Genomic DNA, 20,484 nt, shown 5'->3' with positions numbered 1-20,484 from the left:
GGGGCGAAATCTCCCACGGATCTGTACTGCGTCAACAGTCAGAATCGGGCTTTGTCCCTCCTCCTCCCTTCAAGTCCCAGCATACAAGCGGGCTTGCCCGCGATGAGGCCCGCCCGGACAGCAAAAGACTTATTGAATGATCAGGTTGTTGAACAACAAATCCTCAACCACCGGCTTGCCGGTCTCGTCGTTCATTACTTGCTGGGTCTGCTTCAAGGCTTCCTGACGCAGCTTTTCCTTGGCTTCGACGTTGTTCATGGCTTCAGTAGTCTGTTGGGCAAACAACGCCACCAGCTTATTACGGATCAATGGCTCATTGGCCTTTACCGCTTTGGTCGCCTCGTCACCGGTCACCCGCAACGCCACATCGGCCTTGTAGACCTTGAGCTTCGGCGTACCGTCCAGCCCATAGTTGCCCACGAATGGCGGGCTCAGGGTGATGTAGTTGACCTTCGGGGCTTCACCTTCTTTGGCTTCTTCGGCCAGCGCTGCCACAGGCAGAGACAGGGCCAGCATCAACATGATCCACGCTTTCACAATTCGCTCCTTATCCGGTTTGCGGCCAAGCATAACGACCCGCCGCTCAAGCACAAGCTTATGGCTGACTATCAGGGTCGGGCATGCTCGTTGACCCAATGACTCACACACCTACACTTATCGGCCATCACTCCCAAAGGAATAGCCCTGATGAAAGCCGTGCTGTGCAAAGCCTTCGGCCCTGCCGAATCGCTGGTGCTGGAAGACGTCGCCAGTCCTGTCGCGAAGAAGAATGAAATCCTGCTGGAAGTGCATGCGGCTGGGGTGAATTTCCCGGACACGTTGATCATCGAGGGCAAATATCAGTTCAAGCCGCCCTTCCCGTTTTCTCCGGGTGGCGAAGCGGCCGGCGTGGTCAGCGCAGTGGGCGAAAAGGTCAGCCACCTCAAGGTCGGTGACCGGGTCATGGCCCTGACTGGCTGGGGCAGCTTTGCCGAGCAGGTCGCAGTGCCGGGCTACAACGTGCTACCGATCCCGCCCTCGATGGACTTCAACACCGCCGCCGCATTCAGCATGACCTACGGCACTTCGATGCACGCCCTCAAGCAACGGGGCCACCTGCAACCTGGCGAAACCTTGCTGGTGCTCGGCGCTTCCGGCGGCGTCGGCCTTGCCGCGGTGGAAATCGGCAAAGCCATGGGGGCTCGCGTTATAGCCGCCGCCAGCAGCGCAGAAAAACTCGCGGTGGCCAAGGCTGCCGGCGCCGATGAGTTGATCAACTACAGCGAAACCAGCCTCAAGGACGAGATCAAACGCCTGACCGACGGCCAGGGCGCCGACGTGATCTACGATCCAGTGGGCGGCGACCTGTTCGACCAGGCGATCCGCGCCATTGCCTGGAACGGCCGTCTACTGGTGGTCGGTTTTGCCAGTGGACGAATCCCGGAGCTGCCAGTGAACCTGGCACTGCTCAAAGGCGCCGCGGTAGTCGGCGTGTTCTGGGGCTCCTTTGCCCAGCGCCAACCACAGGACAACGCGGCAAACTTCCAGCAGTTGTTTGGCTGGTTTGCCGAGGGCAAGTTGAAGCCGCTAGTGTCTCAGGTGTATCCCCTGAGCAACGCGGCCCAGGCGATCAATGATCTTGGCCAGCGCAAGGCGGTCGGGAAAGTGGTCGTGCAGGTTCGCTGATTATTTTCTAGCCAGGTCGCAGTCTTGCGACCTGGCTCCGTCATCCCCACACCGACCCTCATTTATACTTGAGCGACATGTTCATAAAGGAACATGCGATCTCCAACATTTCCGCTGTTTTGCCGATGCGAACCGGTGCTATTTTCGGTAACGAAACTGTAACATTCGCATCCGCAGTCAAAACAAGAAATCTGGAGCTCTTGAATGTTTGCTTTCTTTCGTCCTGCCGCACATCAGGCTCCATTGCCTGAAGAAAAAATAGACAGCACCTACCGACGCCTTCGCTGGCAGATCTTCGCCGGGATTTTCATTGGGTATGCGGGTTACTACCTGCTGCGCAAGAACTTCACCCTGGCATTTCCGGATCTGATCGCCCAAGGCTATACAAAAGGCCAACTGGGTGTGGCCATGTCGGCGATTGCGATCGCCTACGGCCTTTCCAAGTTTCTGATGGGCATCGTGTCCGACCGCTCCAACCCTCGTTACTTCCTGCCTTTTGGCCTGATAGTGTCCGCCGGGGTGATGTTCGTTTTCGGTTTCGCACCGTGGGCAACGTCCAGCGTGACCATGATGTTCATCCTGTTGTTCATCAACGGCTGGGCGCAAGGCATGGGCTGGCCACCGAGCGGGCGCACCATGGTGCACTGGTGGTCGCAGAAAGAACGCGGCGGCGTGGTTTCGGTATGGAACACCGCGCATAACGTCGGCGGCGGCTTGATCGGCCCGCTGGCGATACTCGGCATGGGCTGGTTCAACGACTGGCACAGCAAGTTCTACGTACCGGCAGCGGTGGCGTTGCTGGTCGCTGTATTTGCCTTCATTGTCATGCGCGATACCCCGCAATCGACGGGCTTGCCGCCCATCGAGAAGTACAAGAACGACTACCCGGAAGGCTACGACGCCAGCCACGAAGAAGAATTCAGCGCCAAGGACATCTTCGTCAAATACGTGCTGCGCAACAAAATGCTCTGGTTCATCGCGCTGGCCAACGTCTTCGTCTACTTGTTGCGCTACGGCATTCTGGATTGGGCGCCGACTTACCTTAAAGAGGTCAAGCACTTCGACTTCGACAAGACGTCCTGGGCTTACTTCCTGTACGAGTGGGCAGGCATTCCCGGCACGCTGCTGTGCGGCTGGATGTCGGACAAGATCTTCCGGGGCAACCGTGGCCTGACGGGCATGGTGTTCATGGCACTGGTGACCGTTGCGACGATCGTTTACTGGCTGAATCCGCCGGGCAATCCGATGGTCGACATGATCTCGCTGTTCGCCATCGGCTTCCTGATCTATGGCCCGGTGATGCTGGTCGGCCTGCAGGCGCTGGAGCTGGTTCCGAAGAAAGCTGCAGGAACGGCCGCGGGCTTTACCGGTTTGTTTGGTTACCTGGGTGGTTCAGTCGCGGCCAGTGCCCTGATGGGCTACACGGTGGACTACTTCGGCTGGGATGGCGGCTTCATCCTGCTGGTCGCCGCCTGCCTGCTGGCGATGGCGTTCCTGGCACCCACCCTGGGCCACAAGAACGTCGCCAGTCAGAGCCGCGAAGCAATCGCCTGATCGGCCTTTGATTTGCAGCGCTTGAGCCGCGCCTCCAGATTCCGGTCTGGCATGGCGTGGCTACGCAGGGCGTGCGCGGTCTGCTCGACATATTCGCGCGTGGTGCCGTAACGCCCGCAAGCGCTTTCGAATACCTGGCTCAGCACATGATCCGGCAAGTTGCCGGCATAGCTGGGCAGGTGCCGCTCCAAAACGAATCCCAATGCCTGAACCTGGCTTCCGTCTTCGAGACGGCAGTTAAGCCAATGTGGGCGATAGGACGGGAATGGCATTTCACGCTGCCAGAGCGCATAAAGCGAAGCTTCGAGTTGCTCTTCGGGCAAGCGATAGGCAAACCCGCTGCATGAGCCGCCGCGATCCAGGCCAAACACCAGCCCGGGCACTTCCGGCGTACCGCGATGTTCGTGGGACCACAGGTATAAACCGCGATGGTAGCCATGCACCCGACCGCGCACTCGCTCAACCGCCGCACATTCAGGGCGCCAGATCAGCGAACCATAAGCGAATAGCCAGACCGGCCCACCCTTGTGGCGCGCCATGGTCGACTGCATCGAGCTGAGCAATTGTTCGTGCGTAAGCTGCGGCCCCAGATCGAGCCGCGGAGGGTAAGCCAGATTCAAAAAAGCAGATTCAATGGCGCTCATGGCGAATAGCGTTCAGCTCCCCGCGGGTGAAGAATTACTTAATAGAACGCACCGCTGTAACAATAAGGCACATATGTTTTAAGGCAATTTAAGTGCCATGGCGGCGCTCTAAAACTTATTGCCTGAATGAGATATAACCTACCGGCATTTATAAAAATTTATAAATACCGATCGGCTATATGGGGAGTTATAACGATTTAAGATCGAGGATCAAGATCGGGGGGCGTAAGCGAACACATCCGCGCGCATTTGATGGGCATCCATCCCCGCTTCGACCAGGACATCCAGCGTGCCATAGACCATGGCCGGAGAGCCGCTGGCATAGACATGCAGGGCTTTCAGGTCAGGGAAATCTTCACACACTGCCTCATGCAACATGCCGCAGCGCCCTCCCCAGCCACACTGATCGCTGACGACTTTATGCAGGAACAGATTGGACAGTTTTTCCCATTCATCCCAATGTTCGATGTCATAAAAGTCTTCAGGACGACGCACGCCCCAATACAGATGCACCGGATACTTGAATCCCGTAGCCCGGCAATGTTCGATCAGGCTGTGGATCTGGCCCATGCCGGTACCGGCAGCAATCAGTACCAGTGGACCGTCTGGCAATTCCGCCAGATGGGTATCGCCGAACGGCATTTCGATGCGTACCATCGCGTTGCGCTGAAGCTGTTCGATCAGGCTCAGCGCACTGCTTTCGCGCGCCAGTACATGAATTTCCAGGTCGCGCCCGGAATGCGGTGCAGAGGCCAGGGAGAAGGCGGATTTCTCGCCGTTCTCTCGCTCGATCATCAGGTACTGACCGGCGTGATAGCGCGGCGGCTTGCCCGCCGGCGCACGCAGACGCACGCGCCAGGTATCGCCGCCGACATCCCTGCATTCAATGACCTGACACGACACGCTGCGCACCGGCAATTCTCCCAGCGCGAGCACGCCATCCCACAGCACGATGCAGTCTTCCAGCGGCTCTGCAATGCAAGTGTAGAACTCGCCATGGTCACGCACATCGCCGGCTTGTTCGACCCGCCCTTCCACCAGCAACGCGCCGCACACATGGCAATTGCCGTTACGACAGCTTTGCGGGCATTCATAGCCCAGGCGCCGCGCGCCATCGAGAATCCGCTCGCCGGGCAGAATCTCTAGCACTGCTCCGGAGGGCTGCAAGGTTACACGCATCAATCTATTCCTAACTGATTCCAGATGGCATCGATCCGTTGGGTAACGGCTTCATCCTTGACGATGACCCGGCCCCACTCGCGGGTGGTTTCGCCTGGCCATTTATGCGTGGCATCGAGTCCCATCTTCGAGCCCAGGCCGGAAACCGGCGAGGCGAAGTCGAGGTAGTCGATCGGCGTGTTGTCGATCATCACCGTGTCGCGCTTGGGGTCCATGCGCGTGGTGATGGCCCAGATCACGTCGTTCCAGTCCCGTGCGTTGATATCGTCGTCAGTGACGATAACGAACTTGGTGTACATGAACTGTCGCAAAAACGACCAGACACCGAGCATTACCCGCTTGGCATGGCCGGGATACGACTTCTTCATGGTCACGATGGCCATGCGGTACGAACAGCCTTCGGGCGGCAGGTAGAAGTCGGTGATCTCCGGAAACTGCTTTTGCAGGATCGGCACGAACACTTCGTTCAGCGCCACACCGAGGATTGCCGGCTCATCCGGCGGACGGCCGGTATAGGTGCTGTGGTAAATCGGTTTGATCCGGTGAGTGATGCGCTCGACGGTGAACACCGGGAAGCTGTCGACTTCGTTGTAGTAGCCGGTGTGGTCGCCATACGGACCTTCATCGGCCATTTCGCCCGGATGGATCACGCCCTCGAGGATGATCTCGGCGGTGGCCGGCACTTGCAGGTCGTTGCCGCGGCACTTCACCAGTTCGGTGCGGTTGCCGCGCAACAGACCAGCGAAAGCATATTCGGAGAGACTGTCCGGCACCGGCGTCACAGCGCCAAGAATGGTTGCCGGGTCAGCGCCCAGGGCCACAGAGACCGGGAATGGCTGACCAGGGTGTTTTTCGCACCACTCACGGTAATCCAGCGCGCCGCCACGGTGGCTCAACCAGCGCATGATCACCTTGTTGCGGCCGATCACTTGCTGACGATAGATGCCGAGGTTCTGGCGGTCCTTGTTCGGACCTTTGGTGACGGTCAGCCCCCAAGTAATCAGCGGACCGACGTCGCCCGGCCAGCAGGTCTGTACCGGCAACATCGCCAGATCGACATCGTCGCCCTCGATGACCACTTCCTGGCACACCGCGTCTTTGACGACTTTCGGCGCCATGGCAATGATCTTGCGGAAGATCGGCAGCTTGGACCAGGCGTCCTTCAGACCTTTCGGCGGCTCGGGCTCCTTGAGGAACGCCAGCAGCTTGCCGATTTCGCGCAACTCACTGACCGCTTCTGCGCCCATGCCCAGCGCCACGCGCTCGGGGGTGCCGAACAGGTTGCCGAGTACTGGAATGTCATAACCGGTAGGGTTTTCGAAAAGCAGCGCCGGGCCCTTGGCGCGCAACGTGCGATCGCAGACCTCGGTCATTTCGAGCACTGGGGACACTGGAACCTGGATGCGCTTGAGTTCGCCGCGCTTTTCCAGGCCGCTGATAAAGTCGCGCAAGTCGCGATACTGCATGCGTGAGCCTCGTGTTGGCCGTGGCGTTCGGGGCAGGCAGTTTAGCGCCGAACCCCTCTATTCAGAACCACGAACTGCCGTTGATCAAAAATCAGATAGCAAAAAGCCGGGTTTCCCCGGCTTTTGCTGACTTTCTGCGACTTACTTGCGTTTCATCGACAGGAAGAACTCGTCGTTTGTCTTGGTCTGTTTCAGCTTGTCGACCAGGAACTCGATGGCAGAGACTTCGTCCATCGGGTGCAGCAGCTTGCGCAGGATCCACATACGCTGCAGTTCGTCGTCGGCCGTCAGCAACTCTTCGCGGCGAGTACCGGAACGGTTGATGTTGATGGCCGGGAACACACGCTTTTCGGCGATCTTGCGATCCAGAGGCAGTTCCATGTTGCCGGTGCCTTTGAATTCCTCGTAGATCACTTCGTCCATCTTCGAGCCGGTTTCAACCAGCGCGGTAGCGATGATGGTCAGCGAGCCGCCTTCTTCGATGTTCCGTGCAGCGCCGAAGAAACGTTTCGGTTTCTCCAGGGCGTGGGCATCGACACCACCGGTCAGCACCTTGCCGGAGCTCGGGATCACGGTGTTGTAGGCACGCGCCAGACGGGTGATGGAGTCGAGCAGGATCACCACGTCCTTCTTGAGTTCGACCAGGCGCTTGGCCTTCTCGATCACCATTTCGGCAACCTGCACGTGGCGGGTTGGCGGCTCGTCGAACGTCGAGGCAACCACTTCGCCGCGCACGGTGCGCTGCATTTCGGTCACTTCTTCCGGACGTTCGTCGATCAGCAACACGATCAGATGAACTTCAGGATTGTTCCGTGCGATGTTCGCCGCGATGTTTTGCAGCATGATCGTTTTACCGGCTTTCGGCGGTGCAACGATCAGGCCGCGCTGGCCTTTGCCGATCGGGGCGCACAGGTCGATGACACGACCGGTCAAGTCTTCGGTGGAACCGTTGCCGGCTTCCATCTTCATGCGCACGGTCGGGAACAGCGGGGTCAGGTTCTCGAAGAGAATCTTGTTTTTCGCGTTCTCGGGACGATCGTAGTTGATCGTGTCGACCTTGAGCAGTGCGAAATAACGCTCGCCTTCCTTTGGAGGGCGGATCTTGCCAACGATGGTGTCACCGGTGCGCAAGTTGAAGCGGCGGATCTGGCTCGGCGAGACGTAGATATCGTCTGGGCCGGCGAGATAGGAAGCGTCAGCGGAGCGCAGGAAGCCGAAGCCGTCCTGGAGAATCTCCAGCACGCCATCACCGGAGATTTCCTCGCCGCTTTTAGCGTGCTTTTTGAGCAGGGAGAAAATCACGTCCTGCTTGCGCGAACGGGCCATATTTTCTATGCCCATCTGTTCGGCCAATTCGAGCAGTTCGGTAATCGGCTTTTGCTTGAGTTCAGTCAGATTCATATAGGAATGACGTAATCATTTATGGAGGGGGGAAATTAAGCTTTTGGCTTAATGAGGCCGCGCCGCAGAGAAGGCGACAGGATCGCGTACTTATTCGAAAAGGAGTGCGTCGGCGACGGCTAGCAGGGGGCAGTGGAGAAACCAGTGCGGGGCCGAATGTACCACCTGAGTTTCGGAGCGTCTAGCCCTCAATAACGAAAAGGCCCCGCATTATGCGGGGCCTTTTCATGACGCTTTATAACAACGCTTAGATGTTGGCGTCGAGGAAAGCAGCCAGTTGCGACTTCGACAGCGCACCGACCTTGGTGGCTTCGACGTTGCCGTTCTTGAACAGCATCAGCGTCGGGATACCACGTACGCCGTGCTTGGCCGGGGTTTCCTGGTTTTCGTCGATGTTCAGTTTGGCGACGGTCAGCTTGCCAGCGTAAGTGCCAGCGATCTCGTCCAGAACCGGGGCGATCATTTTGCAAGGGCCGCACCACTCAGCCCAGTAGTCAACAAGCACAGGGCCAGCAGCCTTCAGTACTTCTTCTTCGAAGTTAGCGTCGGTGACGTGCTTGATAAGATCGCTGCTCATGGATGTCTCCGGGTTGTAAGCAATAAAAAACGTGGCCCATCATAGCCGCCCTTCCCGTGTTCAGGAAGCCGCAGATGATTGAGTCTCGCTATGGTGGCCCATGAGTTTGGGTATAGCTCAAGTCATGAGGTGGCGGGAGCGACGAAAGCAATTCCGGTACGCAGGGCGGCGTTGCGCACATGCTCCTGCATGGCCTTCTGCGCGGCGCCAGAGGCCCGACGAGCCAGCGCACGGAGGATTTTACGGTGTTCCTGCCAGGTTTCCATCGCCCGTTCGGCCCGGATGAACGGTAGCTTCTGGCTCTCCAGGAAGATATCGGCGCTGGCGGTCAGAATGCTCAGCATCGCCTGATTGCCGCTGGCCAGGAGGATGCGCCGGTGAAACTCGAAGTCCAGTCGTGCCGCCGCCTCGAAGTCGGCGGCACGCAGTTCGTTGCGCATGGCGGCGACATTGTCCTCCAGGGCATCAAGATCGTCGGTGCTCAGGGTCACGGCCGCCAGCCCGGCGGCAAAACCTTCCAGGGCGTAGCGCAACTGGAAGATGTCCAGCGGCGATGCCTGGGCCGCGAACGGCCAGCCCGGCGCCGCATCGCCCCGGGGCAGATCAACTGGTGATTGCACAAACACGCCCTTGCCCGGCTGGATACTGATCACGCCCAGCGCACTCAGGGACGATAACGCCTCACGCAACGACGCCCGGCTGACCCCCAATTGCACCGCCAGGTCCCGTTGCGAGGGCAAGGCATCCCCCGCCCCGAAACCTTGCTCGGTGATCAGTTTGCGGATGGCTTGCAGCGCCACTTCGGGTACGGCGCGGGAGATCGAGTTCATGGTTTTTTCAGACGAGCCAGGCCAATGAGCGGCTAGTTGTAAAGCTATTCGCGGCGTCCGGCAAGTCGTGCCCCATGGGGGTTCGGGAATTTTCACGGGTGCGCCATCAGGGTGCGAAACGCACCCCAACTGTTCAGACCAGTAAGACCGAACGACACCAGCAAAACCGTGGCCTGTGGCCCCCAAAACCGAATCTTGGCATGGCCTGTGCTCTGTCGATCCGCAGAAATCACTTCCCGCCGATCCGGAGATTTGCCATGACCATGCGTTACAGTGCCCTCCTCGCCGCTCTGTTTGCCAGCCTGATGCTGAGCCAGGCACCCGCCCACGCCGACGGTCTGGAGGACGTGGTCAAACGCGGCACCCTCAAAGTCGCGGTGCCCCAGGACTTCCCACCATTCGGTTCGGTCGGTCCGGACATGAAACCTCGCGGCCTGGACATCGACACCGCCCAACTGCTGGCCGACCAGCTCAAGGTCAAACTCGAACTGACCCCGGTCAACAGCACCAACCGCATTCCGTTCCTGACCACCGGCAAAGTCGACCTGGTGATTTCCAGCCTCGGCAAGAACCCTGAGCGCGAGAAAGTCATCGACTTCTCCCGTGCCTACGCGCCGTTCTACCTCGCCGTATTCGGCCCGCCAGACGCCGCCATCAAGGGCCTGGACGATCTCAAGGGCAAAACCATCAGCGTCACCCGTGGCGCCATCGAAGACATCGAGCTGACCAAAGTCGCTCCCGAAGGCGCGACCATCAAACGCTTCGAAGACAACAACTCGACCATCGCCGCTTACCTCGCAGGGCAAGTCGACCTGATCGCCAGCGGTAACGTGGTGATGGTGGCAATCAGCGAGAAAAACCCGAAACGCGTGCCGGCGCTGAAAGTGAAGCTCAAGGACTCGCCGGTTTACGTTGGCGTGAACAAGAACGAGCCGGCGCTGCTGGGCAAGGTCAACGACATCCTCACCACGGCCAAGGCTGACGGTGCGCTGGAAAAGAACTCGAAAACCTGGCTGAAAGAGCCGCTGCCGGCCGATCTCTGATCGTTCGCGGAGACGACTTATGGCTTATCAGTTCGATTTCTTGCCGGTGGTGGAAAACACCGATCTGCTGCTGCGCGGTGCGCTGTTCACCCTTGAGTTGACGGCCATTGGCGCGGTGCTTGGGGTCGGCCTGGGTATCGTCGGGGCACTGGTGCGGGCGTGGAACATCCGCCCGTTCGCCGGCATTTTCGGGGTTTACGTCGAGTTGATCCGCAACACGCCATTCCTGGTGCAGTTGTTTTTCATCTTCTTCGGTTTGCCGTCGCTGGGCCTGCAGATTTCCGAATGGCAGGCGGCGGTGCTGGCGATGGTGATCAACCTTGGTGCCTATTCGACCGAGATCATCCGCGCCGGCATTCAAGCGATCCCCCGCGGGCAGCTGGAAGCCGCGGCCGCCTTGGCGATGACCCGCTTCGAAGCCTTCCGCCACGTGGTTCTGCTGCCGGCGCTGGGCAAGGTCTGGCCGGCCCTGAGCAGCCAGATCATCATCGTCATGCTCGGCTCGGCTGTCTGTTCGCAGATCGCCACCGAAGAGCTGAGCTTCGCCGCCAACTTCATTCAATCGCGTAACTTCCGCGCCTTTGAAACCTATGCCCTGACCACACTGATCTATCTGTGCATGGCGCTGCTGATCCGCCAATTGCTGAACTGGATCGGCCGGCGCTACATAGCAAGGAGCAGCAGCCAATGAGCGATTTCACCCTCTGGGACATCCTGCGCAACCTGCTCACGGGCCTGCAATGGACCCTGGCATTGTCGCTGGTGGCGTTTATCGGCGGCGGGCTGATCGGCTTGCTGATCATGGTGATGCGGATTTCAAAAAAATCCCTGCCCAGCCACTTCGCCCGCACCTACATCGAACTGTTCCAGGGCACGCCGCTATTGATGCAGCTGTTTCTGGTGTTCTTCGGTGTGGCGTTGGCCGGTGTGGAGATTTCGCCGTGGATGGCCGCGGCGATGGCCTTGACGCTGTTCACCAGCGCTTACCTGGCGGAGATCTGGCGCGGTTGTGTCGATTCGATCCCCAATGGCCAGTGGGAAGCCTCGTCGAGCCTGGCGCTCAATCCGCTGGAGCAACTGCGTTACGTGATCCTGCCGCAAGCCCTGCGTATCGCCGTGGCGCCAACCGTGGGCTTCTCGGTGCAAGTGGTCAAAGGCACCGCCGTCACTTCGATCATCGGCTTCACCGAACTGACCAAGACCGGCGGCATGCTCGCCAACGCGACCTTCGAGCCCTTCATGGTCTACGGCCTGGTGGCGCTCGGTTACTTCCTGCTCTGCTACCCCTTGTCCCTCAGTGCGCGCTACCTGGAAAGGAGACTGCATGCCTCTGCTTAGAATTTCCGCCCTGCATAAATATTACGGCGACCACCATGTGCTCAAAGGCATCGACCTGAGTGTCGACGAAGGCCAGGTGGTGGCAATCATTGGCCGCAGCGGCTCGGGCAAATCCACCTTGCTGCGCACCCTCAATGGTCTGGAATCGATCAATGATGGCGTGATCGAAGTCGACGGCGAATACCTCGACGCCGCCCGCGCCGACCTGCGCAGCCTGCGGCAGAAAGTCGGGATGGTGTTCCAGCAGTTCAATCTGTTCCCACACCTCACTGTGGGCGAAAACGTCATGCTCGCGCCGCAAGTGGTGCAGAAAGTGCCGAAAGCCAAAGCCGCCGAACTGGCGCGGCAGATGCTGGAACGGGTCGGGCTGGGGGAAAAATTCGATGCCTTCCCCGACCGACTGTCTGGCGGCCAGCAACAGCGGGTGGCGATTGCCCGGGCGCTGGCGATGTCGCCGAAGGTGCTGTTGTGCGATGAAATCACCTCGGCGCTGGACCCGGAACTGGTCAACGAAGTGCTGAGCGTGGTCCGGCAACTGGCCAAGGAGGGCATGACGCTGATCATGGTCACCCATGAAATGCGCTTTGCCCGCGAGGTTGGGGACAAATTGGTGTTCATGCACCATGGCAAGGTGCATGAGGTGGGGGATCCGAAGGTATTGTTTGCCAACCCGCAGACGGCGGAGCTGGCGAATTTCATTGGCACTGTTGAAGCGACAGCCTGAAAGAGTCTCAGTGTCTTTAATGCCCTCATCGCTAGCAGGCTAGCTCCCACAGGGGTACGCATTCCAATGTGGGAGCTAGCCTGCTAGCGATTGACCGCGCAGCGGTCACCCACTTTCCTGCGTCGGATCAAGGCTTTGAACCGTACGCGTTGGCGGCAGCGTTTGATCGTGGCAGGATGTCGAGGTTATCGACCGAGACCCCCTGACCATGCCGCAATCCCAAGCCAAGAATCTGTCCCTGATCGCCGCAATCGACCTGGGCTCCAACAGCTTTCACATGGTCGTGGCCAAGGCCCAGAACGGCGAAATCCGGATTCTCGAACGTCTCGGGGAGAAGGTTCAGCTGGCCGCCGGCATCGACGAAGAGCGCCAACTCAGCGAAGAATCCATGCAGCGCGGGCTCGATTGCCTGAAGCGTTTCGCCCAACTGATCAGCGGTATGCCGCCCGGCACCGTGCGGATCGTCGGCACCAACGCCCTGCGCGAAGCCCGTAACCGCGCCGAATTCATCCACCGCGCCGAAGAAATTCTTGGCCATCCGGTAGAAGTCATCTCTGGTCGTGAAGAAGCGCGCCTGATTTACCTCGGCGTCTCCCACACCCTCGCCGACACGCCGGGCAAGCGCCTGGTAGCCGACATCGGCGGCGGCAGTACCGAATTCATCATTGGCCAGCGCTTCGAACCGCTGCTGCGCGAAAGCCTGCAAATGGGCTGCGTCAGCTATACCCAGCGCTATTTCAAGGATGGCAAGATCACCCCGGCCCGCTATGCCCAGGCGTACACCGCGGCGCGGCTGGAGATCATGAGCATCGAACACGCCCTGCACCGCCTGACCTGGGATGAAGCCATCGGCTCCTCGGGCACCATTCGCGCCATTGGCCTGGCGCTGAAGGCCGGCGGGCATGGCACTGGCGAAGTGAATGCCGAAGGCCTGGCCTGGCTCAAGCGCAAGCTGTTCAAACTCGGCGATGCCGAGAAAATCGATTTCGAAGGCATCAAGCCCGACCGGCGGGCGATTTTCCCCGCCGGGTTGGCGATTCTCGAAGCGATCTTCGACGCCCTCGAATTGCAACGCATGGACCACTGTGAAGGCGCCCTGCGCGAAGGCGTGCTCTACGACCTGTTGGGCCGTCATCATCATGAAGACGTGCGTGAGCGCACTCTCAGCTCGCTGATGGAGCGTTACCACGTTGATCTGGAACAAGCCGCGCGGGTCGAACGCAAGGCGCTGCATGCTTTCGATCAGGTGGCCGAGGATTGGCAGCTGGATGACGGTGTCTGGCGCGAACTGCTGAGCTGGGCCGCCAAGGTCCATGAAGTGGGTCTGGACATCGCGCACTATCAGTACCACAAGCACGGCGCCTACCTGATCGAGCACTCGGACCTGGCCGGATTCTCCCGCGAAGACCAGCAAATGCTCGCACTGCTGGTGCGGGGCCACCGACGCAACATTCCCAAAGACAAGTTCGCCGAATTCGGCGACGACGGCATCAAGCTGATTCGCCTGTGTGTGCTACTGCGTTTTGCGATTCTGTTCCACCACATCCGCGGTATCCAGGAAATGCCACAGGTCGTGCTGCACGCCAATGGCGACAGCCTGGACGTGTTGTTCCCGGAACACTGGCTGGACGACAACCAGTTGACCCAGGCCGACTTCGCCCTGGAAGCGGAATGGCTGACTCGCGTCAGCTTCGTGCTGAACGTCCGCTAAACCCTGTGGCGAGGGAGCTTGCTCCCGCTGGGCTGCGAAGCGGCCCCAAAAAGAGGGACTGCTGCGCAGTCCAACGGGAGCAAGCTCCCTCGCCACAAGTCATTCACCGCTCGGGCGGGAACAAAAAAGGGCGATCCACATGGATCGCCCTTTTTTGTATCAACCGAATCTACGTTAACGAACAGCCAGAATCGGGCTACCCAAACGCTCAAGCAAGGTGGCCTGGGCACTGCGCGGGTTCTGGTTGCCGGTCGGCGTGTTGCGGATGTAGCGACCGTCCGCCTGCAGGCTCCAGCTGTGGGTGTTATCGGTCAGATAAAGCTCCAGCTCTTTCTTGACCCGCAAAATCAGCTTCTTGCCCTCGACCGGGAAGCAAGTCTCGACGCGCTTGTCGAGGTTGCGCTCCATCCAGTCGGCGCTGGACAGGAACATCTGCTCTTCGCCACCGTTGAGGAAGTAGAAAACCCGGGTGTGTTCCAGGAAACGACCGATGATCGAGCGCACATGGATGTTATGGGAGACCCCGGCGATGCCCGGTCGCAAGCAGCACATGCCACGCACAACCAGATCGATACGCACCCCGGACTGACTGGCCTTGTACAACGCGCGGATGACCTTCGGGTCGGTCAGCGAGTTGAACTTGGCGATGATGTGCGCCGGTTTGCCGTCGAGGGCGAACTGCGTCTCCCGGGCAATCATGTCGAGCATGCCCTTCTTCAACGTGAACGGTGCGTGCAGCAGTTTCTTCATGCGCAGGGTCTTGCCCATACCGATCAACTGGCTGAACAGTTTGCCGACGTCTTCGCACAAGGCGTCGTCGGAGGTCAGCAGGCTGTAGTCGGTGTACAGACGGGCGTTGGCCGCGTGGTAGTTGCCGGTCCCCAAGTGGGCGTAACGGACAATTTCGCCCGCCTCGCGGCGTAAAATCAGCATCATCTTGGCGTGGGTCTTGAAACCGACCACGCCGTAAATCACCACCGCACCGGCCGCTTGCAGACGGCTGGCCAGTTGCAGGTTGGACTCTTCATCGAACCGCGCGCGCAATTCGATCACTGCCGTCACTTCCTTGCCGTTCCGCGCAGCGTCTACCAGCGCATCGACGATCTCGGAGTTGGCGCCGCTTCGATACAACGTCTGGCGTACCGCCAACACATGCGGGTCTTTCGCTGCCTGACGCAGCAAGTCGACCACCGGGGTGAACGACTCGAACGGGTGCAGCAGCAGAATGTCCTGCTTGCTGATCACGCTGAAAATGTTCTCGCTGTTTTGCAGCAGTTTCGGGATCTGCGGGGTGAACGGGTTGTATTGCAGCTCCGGATGACTGTCCAGGCCAGTGATGCTGAACAGCCGGGTCAGGTTGACCGGGCCGTTGACCTGATACAACTCGGTCTCATGCAGGTTGAACTGCTTGAGCAAATAGTCGGACAAGTGTTTCGGGCAGGTATCGGCAACTTCCAGCCGCACCGCGTCACCGTAGCGACGGGAGAACAACTCGCCGCGCAGGGCGCGGGCCAGGTCTTCGACATCTTCGGTGTCGACCGCGAGGTCGGCGTTTCGGGTCAGGCGGAACTGGTAGCAGCCCTTGACCTTCATGCCCTGGAACAGGTCATCGGCGTGGGCGTGGATCATCGACGACAGGAACACATAGTTGTCGCCGGGACCGCCGACTTCTTCCGGCACCTTGATGATCCGCGGCAGCAGACGCGGTGCCGGGATAATCGCCAGACCGGAGTCGCGACCGAAGGCGTCGATGCCTTCGAGCTCGACGATGAAGTTCAGGCTCTTGTTCACCAGCAACGGAAACGGGTGCGTCGGGTCGAGGCCGATCGGGGTGATAATCGGGGCGATCTCGTCGCGGAAATAACGACGAACCCAGGTCTTGAGCTTGGTGGTCCAGTAACGGCGACGGATGAAGCGGACCTGATGTTTTTCCAGTTCCGGCAACAGAATGTCATTGAGGATCGCGTATTGGCGATCGACGTGGCCGTGCACCAGTTCACTGATGCGAGCCAGGGCCTGGTGCGGTTGCAGGCCATCGGCGCCAGCCTGTTCGCGAGCGAAGGTGATCTGCTTCTTCAGGCCGGCGACACGAATCTCGAAGAACTCGTCCAGGTTGCTGGAGAAAATCAGCAGAAACTTCAGCCGCTCCAGCAATGGGTAGGACTCATCCAGCGCCTGTTCCAGCACGCGGATGTTGAACTGCAGTTGCGAGAGCTCACGATGGATGTACAGGCTGCTGTCATCCAGGCCGGGAATGGCAATCGCTGGCGCCGCAACAACGGGCTCGGCCACCACCGCGGCCGGAGCAGGCTCCAGCTCCGGCGGGGTTTCGGCGATTGGCTCCACCACAGGTTGAGCGTCTTTTACGGCAACTTCAGTGAGTCCTTCGGTATTCATCGAATGTTCCTGGGAGGGCTATTTTTGCTCTCGTAACAATTGAGCAGCACGGACGGCAAAGTAAGTCAGGATGCCATCAGCGCCTGCACGTTTAAAAGCGGTCAGGGATTCGAGGATAACCCCTTCGCTCAACCAGCCATTCTGGATCGCTGCCATGTGCATGGCGTATTCACCGCTGACCTGATAGACAAAGGTCGGCACTTTAAATTCTTCTTTGACCCGGTAAAGGATATCCAGATACGGCATGCCTGGCTTGACCATGACCATGTCCGCGCCTTCTGACAAGTCCGCCGCCACTTCGTGCAGGGCTTCGTTGCTGTTGGCCGGGTCCATCTGATAGGAGGCCTTGTTGGCCTTGCCCAGGTTCAGCGCCGAACCCACCGCATCGCGGAACGGGCCGTAATAGGCGCTGGCGTATTTGGCCGAGTAAGCCATGATCCGCACGTTGACGTGATCGGCCAGCTCCAGCGCTTCGCGGATCGCTTGAATGCGACCGTCCATCATGTCCGAAGGCGCCACCACCTGAGCGCCGGCTTCGGCGTGGGACAGGGCCTGTTTAACCAGTGCGTCGACGGTAATGTCGTTCTGCACGTAGCCTTCTTCATCGAGAATGCCGTCTTGACCGTGGGTGGTAAACGGGTCCAGGGCGACGTCGGTGATCACACCCAGCTCCGGGAACCGGTCACGCAGGGCTCGGGTGGCGCGCTGGGCGATGCCGTCGGGATTCCAGGCTTCAGCGGCGTCCAGGGATTTGAGCTCCGGCGGCGTCACCGGGAACAATGCCAGGGCCGGAATCCCCAACTCAACCCACTTGGCCGCTTCTTCCAGCAACAGGTCGATGGTCAGGCGCTCGACGCCCGGCATCGACGCCACCGCTTCGCGACGGTTTTCACCGTCCAGCACGAACACCGGCAGGATCAGGTCATCGACGGTCAGTACGTTTTCACGGACCAGTCGACGCGAGAACTCATCACGACGGTTGCGACGCAGGCGGGTTGCAGGAAACAAACGATTGGCGGGGGTAAAGCTCACGGCAGACTCCTGAGCCCGCGCTGGCGGGCGAGCGTGACAGTTATAAGCGGCCATTATGACGAACGGATGACAGTTGTGCTTCAGGAAGCCGCATTCCATTGTCCTTGTAGGAAATGTTCACGTCGAGACACATTTTGACACTTTCCTGAATGTGTCCGAGGGGTTAGGCTGCGCGTTCATTTCGCCAGCACCCAGACAATGCTCCAACAATTTCTTCAGGAATTCGGCTACTTCGCCCTCTTTCTCGGCACATTCTTCGAAGGCGAAACCATCCTGGTGCTCGCGGGCTTCCTTGCGTTCCGTGGATACATGGACATCAAGGTGGTGATGCTCGTGGCATTCCTCGGCAGTTATGCCGGCGATCAGCTGTGGTATTTCCTGGGACGCAAGCACGGGCGCAAACTGCTGGCGCGCAAACCGCGCTGGCAACTGATGGGCGATCGGGCGCTGGAACATATCCGCAAGCACCCGGACATCTGGGTGCTGAGCTTCCGCTTTGTCTATGGACTGCGCACCGTGATGCCAGTGGCGATCGGTCTGTCGGGCTATCCACCGGGACGTTACCTGCTGCTCAACGGGATTGGCGCAGCCATCTGGGCCGCCGCGCTGGCTTCCGCCGCCTATCATTTCGGCGCAGTGCTCGAAGGCATGCTGGGCAGCGTCAAGAAGTATGAGCTGTGGGTGCTGGGCGCCCTGCTGGTACTGGGCTTTTGCCTGTGGCTGCGGCGGCGCTTCAAGAATGCCCGTCTGGCGAAGAAGATCTACGCCGACGAGCAAGCGTTGAAAGCTGAACAGGCCAAGTCCAGCGAACCTACGACGCCCATCGAGTGAAGCGGTTTCTACAACAATAGAGACCGATGCCGCTGAGCAGGCTGTAACTGAGCAGCCCCACCCAGCCCACCGCATTGCCCATTACACTGTCCGGCCATAACCCGACCATTGGCGCCAGCCACACCAGCGGCAGGTTCGACGCCAGCCGCAACAGCTCCAGCTTCAACGCCTGCGGGCGATTTTCCAGGGCCGCGCCCAACACAAACAGCCCCAGTGCCACGGCGCCCCAGCCCAACACCAGGGCCGAAGTCGGCAGGCTCTGCTCCAGGTTCATCAAGTAACTGCCCAAGGCGATGTAGACGCAGAACTGCAGCGCCACATACCACTGCTGGCGTCCATCCAGCGGCACCTCGAATTTGCGGAACTGGCTCAGGTCCGGTTTGTTCATCGGGTACTTGGCCGCCACATCCGCTGGTCGCCAACCGGTGCGCATGAACCAGATCCGCAGCTTGTCCCACCAGCGTTCGGCGCGCCGTGCGTCATCCCATAGCTGCGCATAGAACTGCACGTTCGCCCACAACGGATTCCAGCTCGCCAGCGGTGTGGTCACGCCGAAAATCACCGGCTCGTTGTCGTCCTCTTCCTGGAACGAGCCAAATAGACGGTCCCAAATAATGAACACCCCGCCGTAGTTGCGATCCATGTAAAGAGCGTTCTGTGCATGGTGAGCCCGATGATTGGACGGCGTGACGAAGAACCATTCGAACCAGCCGAGCTTGGGAATGTGCCGGGTATGCACCCAGAATTGGTACAGCAGATTCAGCGCCGCAACGCTGACGAACACCACGAGTGGAACGCCGAGCACGGCCATGGGCAGGTAGAAAATCCAGCTCAACAGAAACCCGGTGCTGGTCTGGCGCAAGGCCGTGGAGAGGTTGTAATCCTCGCTCTGATGATGCACCGAGTGGGCAGCCCAGAGGATGTTGCGTTCGTGACCCATGCGGTGCAGCCAGTAGTAGCAGAAGTCGTAGAAGACGAAAGCGAACACCCAGACCCAGACGCTGTCGGCCGACAGCTCAATCACGGCCAGATGCTTCAGGGCGAAGGCATAAGTCACCAGGCCGACGCCTTTGGTCAACAGGCCCGTGGTAGTCGACAGCACGCCGGTGCTGAGACTGTTGATCGCGTCTGCCACGCGGTAATTGCTCACCCCGCGCCAACGGTCGGCCAGCAACTCGACCGCAATCAGCACAAAGAAAAACGGCACCGCATACAGAATGAAGTCCATGACGCGCCCTGATCAGAATCGTTCAGCAGAGATTAGGTGTAGCCGCGTGTTAACCCTATGGCAACGAGTGACAAATTAGTGGACATTTAACGCCATGAATCTGGAGAAAAGCCCATGAGCAAAAAAATTGCAGTGATCCTTTCCGGCTGCGGCGTGTACGACGGCGCCGAGATCCACGAAAGCGTGATCACCCTGCTGCGGCTGGACCAGCGCGGCGCCCAGGTGCAGTGTTTCGCACCCGATATCGCGCAGTTGCATGTCATCAACCACCTGACCGGCGAAGAAATGCCCGAGGCGCGCAACGTGCTGGTGGAATCAGCCCGGATCGCCCGGGGCAACATCAAGGATATCCGTGAAGCCAGCGTCGAAGACTTCGATGCGCTGATTGTTCCCGGCGGATTCGGGTCGGCCAAGAACCTGTCGAACTTTGCCGTCGAAGGTGCCGGTTGCAGCGTTCAACCTGACGTCCTGGCGCTGACCGAAGCGTTCGCCGAGGCCGGCAAACCGGTGGGGCTGATCTGCATCTCGCCGGCCCTGGCGGCCAAGATCTACGGCCCGGGCGTGACCTGCACCATCGGCAACGATGCCGATACCGCCGCAGCGATGAACAAAATGGGCGCCACCCATGCCGAGTGCGCGGTGACCGACATCGTCGAAGACAAGGCGCGCAAACTGGTGAGCACTCCGGCGTACATGCTGGCGCAATCAATCAGCGAGGCTGCTTCCGGCATCAATAAACTGGTCGACCGCGTGCTGGAACTGACCCACGAAAACGACGAGTAAAAGAAGCAAGATGATCATTCCCACGCTCCGCGTGGGAATGCAGCCCGGGACGCTCTGCGTCCCAAAGCGGACGCAGAGCGT

The 20,484-nt window shown here is 59.6% G+C and carries 19 protein-coding genes; 9 read left to right on the top strand and 10 right to left on the bottom strand.

The annotated features are described in order from the left end of the window. Window positions 1–129: 129 nt before the first annotated feature. Window positions 130–537, bottom strand: coding sequence for a flagellar basal body-associated protein FliL (locus ACQKPC_RS08765; RefSeq protein ID WP_427624129.1), 408 nt, complete (start codon window positions 535–537; stop codon window positions 130–132). 150 nt (window positions 538–687) lie between these two features. Here ACQKPC_RS08765 and ACQKPC_RS08760 point away from each other — a divergent pair, with 150 nt between their 5' ends. Both ACQKPC_RS08760 and glpT read left to right on the top strand, forming a co-directional pair. After that, complete coding sequence (locus ACQKPC_RS08760; protein WP_427624128.1) at window positions 688–1,665, top strand: NADPH:quinone oxidoreductase family protein; 978 nt, start codon at window positions 688–690, stop codon at window positions 1,663–1,665. Between the two features lie 204 nt (window positions 1,666–1,869). Then, window positions 1,870–3,219, top strand: coding sequence for a glycerol-3-phosphate transporter (gene glpT, locus ACQKPC_RS08755; protein WP_427624126.1), 1,350 nt, complete (start codon window positions 1,870–1,872; stop codon window positions 3,217–3,219). Here the strand turns inward: glpT and ACQKPC_RS08750 are convergent. From ACQKPC_RS08750 to ACQKPC_RS08725, 6 genes are all read right to left on the bottom strand, one after another. After that, entirely contained in the window at window positions 3,195–3,863 is a 669-nt protein-coding gene (locus ACQKPC_RS08750) for a gamma-glutamylcyclotransferase (RefSeq protein WP_008012527.1), read from the bottom strand. The two genes, glpT and ACQKPC_RS08750, sit on opposite strands and share 25 nt — an antisense overlap. 210 nt (window positions 3,864–4,073) lie before the next feature. Then, entirely contained in the window at window positions 4,074–5,042 is a 969-nt protein-coding gene (locus ACQKPC_RS08745) for a CDP-6-deoxy-delta-3,4-glucoseen reductase (protein ID WP_427624124.1), read from the bottom strand. Continuing rightward, window positions 5,042–6,508, bottom strand: a complete 1,467-nt coding sequence (gene ubiD, locus ACQKPC_RS08740) for a 4-hydroxy-3-polyprenylbenzoate decarboxylase (RefSeq protein WP_007899385.1) — start codon at window positions 6,506–6,508, stop codon at window positions 5,042–5,044. Before ubiD ends, ACQKPC_RS08745 begins: the two co-directional genes overlap by 1 nt. A gap of 141 nt (window positions 6,509–6,649) precedes the next feature. Further along, window positions 6,650–7,909 (bottom strand): transcription termination factor Rho, encoded by a 1,260-nt coding sequence (rho, locus tag ACQKPC_RS08735; RefSeq protein ID WP_427624123.1) that lies wholly within the window; start codon window positions 7,907–7,909, stop codon window positions 6,650–6,652. Between the two features lie 247 nt (window positions 7,910–8,156). After that, on the bottom strand, window positions 8,157–8,486 hold the full coding sequence (gene trxA, locus ACQKPC_RS08730; RefSeq protein ID WP_007899382.1) for a thioredoxin TrxA: 330 nt from the start codon (window positions 8,484–8,486) through the stop codon (window positions 8,157–8,159). 122 nt (window positions 8,487–8,608) lie between these two features. Then, window positions 8,609–9,316, bottom strand: a complete 708-nt coding sequence (locus ACQKPC_RS08725; protein WP_063342184.1) for a FadR/GntR family transcriptional regulator — start codon at window positions 9,314–9,316, stop codon at window positions 8,609–8,611. A 257-nt stretch (window positions 9,317–9,573) separates the two neighbouring features. On the opposite strand from ACQKPC_RS08725, the gene ACQKPC_RS08720 reads away from it, so the two are divergent. From ACQKPC_RS08720 to ppx, 5 genes are all read left to right on the top strand, one after another. Further along, window positions 9,574–10,359, top strand: a complete 786-nt coding sequence (locus ACQKPC_RS08720) for a transporter substrate-binding domain-containing protein (RefSeq protein ID WP_008012517.1) — start codon at window positions 9,574–9,576, stop codon at window positions 10,357–10,359. Between the two features lie 19 nt (window positions 10,360–10,378). Further along, the gene (locus tag ACQKPC_RS08715) at window positions 10,379–11,050 is read left to right on the top strand and encodes an amino acid ABC transporter permease (RefSeq protein WP_008076077.1); all 672 of its coding nucleotides are present in this window, start codon (window positions 10,379–10,381) and stop codon (window positions 11,048–11,050) included. Next, window positions 11,047–11,697, top strand: a complete 651-nt coding sequence (locus ACQKPC_RS08710; RefSeq protein ID WP_192344992.1) for an amino acid ABC transporter permease — start codon at window positions 11,047–11,049, stop codon at window positions 11,695–11,697. Before ACQKPC_RS08715 ends, ACQKPC_RS08710 begins: the two co-directional genes overlap by 4 nt. Further along, complete coding sequence (locus tag ACQKPC_RS08705; protein ID WP_063342180.1) at window positions 11,684–12,421, top strand: amino acid ABC transporter ATP-binding protein; 738 nt, start codon at window positions 11,684–11,686, stop codon at window positions 12,419–12,421. Before ACQKPC_RS08710 ends, ACQKPC_RS08705 begins: the two co-directional genes overlap by 14 nt. 208 nt (window positions 12,422–12,629) lie before the next feature. Further along, window positions 12,630–14,132, top strand: coding sequence for an exopolyphosphatase (gene ppx, locus ACQKPC_RS08700; RefSeq protein WP_123500426.1), 1,503 nt, complete (start codon window positions 12,630–12,632; stop codon window positions 14,130–14,132). 174 nt (window positions 14,133–14,306) lie between these two features. Here the strand turns inward: ppx and ppk1 are convergent, their stop codons facing one another. Together ppk1 and hemB are read right to left on the bottom strand one after the other, a co-directional pair. After that, complete coding sequence (ppk1, locus tag ACQKPC_RS08695) at window positions 14,307–16,529, bottom strand: polyphosphate kinase 1 (protein ID WP_427624122.1); 2,223 nt, start codon at window positions 16,527–16,529, stop codon at window positions 14,307–14,309. A gap of 18 nt (window positions 16,530–16,547) precedes the next feature. Then, window positions 16,548–17,561: a porphobilinogen synthase gene (hemB, locus tag ACQKPC_RS08690; protein WP_427624121.1), complete on the bottom strand. Its 1,014-nt coding sequence runs from the start codon at window positions 17,559–17,561 to the stop codon at window positions 16,548–16,550. A gap of 198 nt (window positions 17,562–17,759) precedes the next feature. Here hemB and ACQKPC_RS08685 point away from each other — a divergent pair, with 198 nt between their 5' ends. Then, complete coding sequence (locus tag ACQKPC_RS08685) at window positions 17,760–18,392, top strand: DedA family protein (protein ID WP_008076083.1); 633 nt, start codon at window positions 17,760–17,762, stop codon at window positions 18,390–18,392. On the opposite strand, the gene ACQKPC_RS08680 is transcribed toward ACQKPC_RS08685, so the two are convergent. Continuing rightward, on the bottom strand, window positions 18,373–19,620 hold the full coding sequence (locus ACQKPC_RS08680) for a sterol desaturase family protein (RefSeq protein ID WP_427624120.1): 1,248 nt from the start codon (window positions 19,618–19,620) through the stop codon (window positions 18,373–18,375). The two genes, ACQKPC_RS08685 and ACQKPC_RS08680, sit on opposite strands and share 20 nt — an antisense overlap. A 114-nt stretch (window positions 19,621–19,734) precedes the next feature. On the opposite strand from ACQKPC_RS08680, the gene elbB reads away from it, so the two are divergent. Further along, the gene (gene elbB / locus ACQKPC_RS08675) at window positions 19,735–20,403 is read left to right on the top strand and encodes an isoprenoid biosynthesis glyoxalase ElbB (protein ID WP_008012504.1); all 669 of its coding nucleotides are present in this window, start codon (window positions 19,735–19,737) and stop codon (window positions 20,401–20,403) included. Window positions 20,404–20,484: the final 81 nt, after the last annotated feature.

The organism is Pseudomonas sp. NPDC089918 (assembly GCF_050280605.1).
Lineage (GTDB): Bacteria > Pseudomonadota > Gammaproteobacteria > Pseudomonadales > Pseudomonadaceae > Aquipseudomonas.
The sequence above is the reverse complement of the archived record's forward strand: the minus strand, read 5'-3'. Positions and strand labels throughout refer to the sequence as shown.